Annotated in this window: 1 protein-coding gene; it reads right to left on the bottom strand. The window is 59.3% G+C overall.

Going from position 1 to position 2,006, the window contains the following annotated elements:
• Positions 1–70: 70 nt before the first annotated feature.
• Positions 71–2,006: PhoX family protein (locus tag NW820_RS08460; protein WP_414407236.1), on the bottom strand; the 1,936-nt coding region annotated here is incomplete at its 5' end.

Here is a 2,006-nt window from a genome sequence, read left to right on the forward strand (position 1 = left end):
AGTGCAAGAAAGCGGCAGAGATGAAGGATCCCTGCCGCTGGGTTTTATGGGCTGACGGCCTCAGAGACAACTAGGTACCGATGATCCCGCCGTCATTTTTGGTGATCACCACCACCGCCGAGCGGGGGTAGAGATTGGGGTCGTAGTCGGGCCAGCGGGAGAGGATCTTGCCGGCGGCAAAGTCGTCCTCGCTGGTGCTGGCGCCTGGGTGCTGCACGTTGATGAACATGGTGCGCTGATCGGGAGTGGTGACCACACCGGTGATCTCTTGCCCAATCGGCCCGGTCAAGAAGCGGCGAATTTCCCCTGTATCCGGATCGGCAGCCAACATTTGGTTATTGCCAAAAGGAGCAAAATCCCCTTGGTTGAGATTGCTTTCGCTGGTGTCGGTCTGGATCCAGAGGCGACGGCTGGCATCGAACCACAGACCATCGGGAGAGTTGAAGATGTTGTCTTCATTGAGGGGCTGGCCCGATAGCTTGCGGCTATCTTCAGGCGGCCCGGCCAAGACAAAGAGATCCCACTCGAAACGGGTGGCTTGAGGCCGGTCGTTGGCTTCCTTCCAACGGATGATGTGACCCCACTTGTTTTTGGGACGGGGGTTGGCAGCGTTCACCTGGTCTTGTTCCCGACGGCTGTTGTTGGTCAGGGTGAAGTAGACCATGCGGGTTTGCGGATCCACCGCTCCCCACTCGGGCCGATCCATCTTGGTGGCACCGACAAAATCCGCCGCCGTGCGGGTATTCACCAACACATCTGCTTGGCTGGTGAAGCCGTTTTCCGGGGTTAGACCGTTTTTCCCAAACACCAGCGGCAGCCACTCCCCTGTGCCATCTTCGTTGAACTTGGCCACATACAAGGTGCCATTGTCCAACAGATGTCCGCCCGCCGTTTCCTTGCGGTAGGGCTCGGCAGAGACGTACTTATAGATGTACTCAAAGCGGGCATCATCCCCCATGTAGGCCACAATCGGCTGGCCTTCCACCGGCGGCTGAAACACCACGCCTTCGTGGGCGAAGCGGCCCAGAGCGGTGCGCTTCTTGGGAGTGCTGCTGGGATCAAAGGGATCGATCTCCACCACCCAGCCAAAAGTGTTGGGCTCATTGCGGTAGTCTTGAGTGGCATCCGCAGCGGTGGGGGTGGCATTGAAGCGGATGAACTCGTCTGCCTTGTTGCTGGCCAGCTCCCAGCCGTAGCGAGAAGTCTCGGTGCTCACGCCGTAGCGCTTGTGCTCCCGGGGCAGGTTGGGCTTTTGGTCGGGGCCTTTGCTGGTGTTGCTGAAGTAGCCAGCCCAGTTCTCCTCACAAGTAAGGTAGGTATTCCAGGGAGTGACGCCGTGGGCGCAGTTGTTCAAAGTACCCCGGGTCATTGTGCCTTCAGGGCTGAACTTGGTTTTCACGAAGTCGGATCCCCGCACCGGGCCGTGGATCTCCATGAGGGTAAGACCGGTGATGCGGCGGTTGAGGCGATCCCGCACCACTTCCCAACTGCCGTCTCCCTGCTGCTTGATGTGGACAATGCTCACCCCGTGGCCATTCAGCTCTTTCAGCACCTGATCGGGATCGCGGCTGCCGTCAGGATTGGTGGGATACAGGTCGGAATCCAGCTTCTGGCCCACAGCCGCAGCATGCATAAACCGAGGCTCAACGTACTCGTGGTTAAACACCAGCAAACCCTCGGTGGAGCTGCCCTGCCAGGGATCCTTCCCGTCAATGGGGAAGAAGTGCATGCCATCGTGGTGGCTGCCCACCTGCATTCCCTGCTCGGCACCGGTGTTTTCCAGCTTGAACTGTGGATAGGTGCCGGTGATGGGAGTACCCCAAGCCAGCAGCGGACGGGCAGTGTAGCCTTCGGGCACCACCAGTTTGTCTTCCGCGCTCACAGGAATTGCCTTGAAGCCCAGCAAAGCACTGCCACTGGCGGCTTTTGCCGATTTGGAAGCACCGTTCAGCGCAGGCAAGCCAAAAAAGGTGGCCACCGCTGCAGCAATTCCCCCCTGCAACACT

Source organism: Synechococcus sp. R55.7 (genome assembly GCF_047461955.1).
Classification (GTDB): Bacteria; Cyanobacteriota; Cyanobacteriia; order Thermostichales; family Thermostichaceae; genus Thermostichus.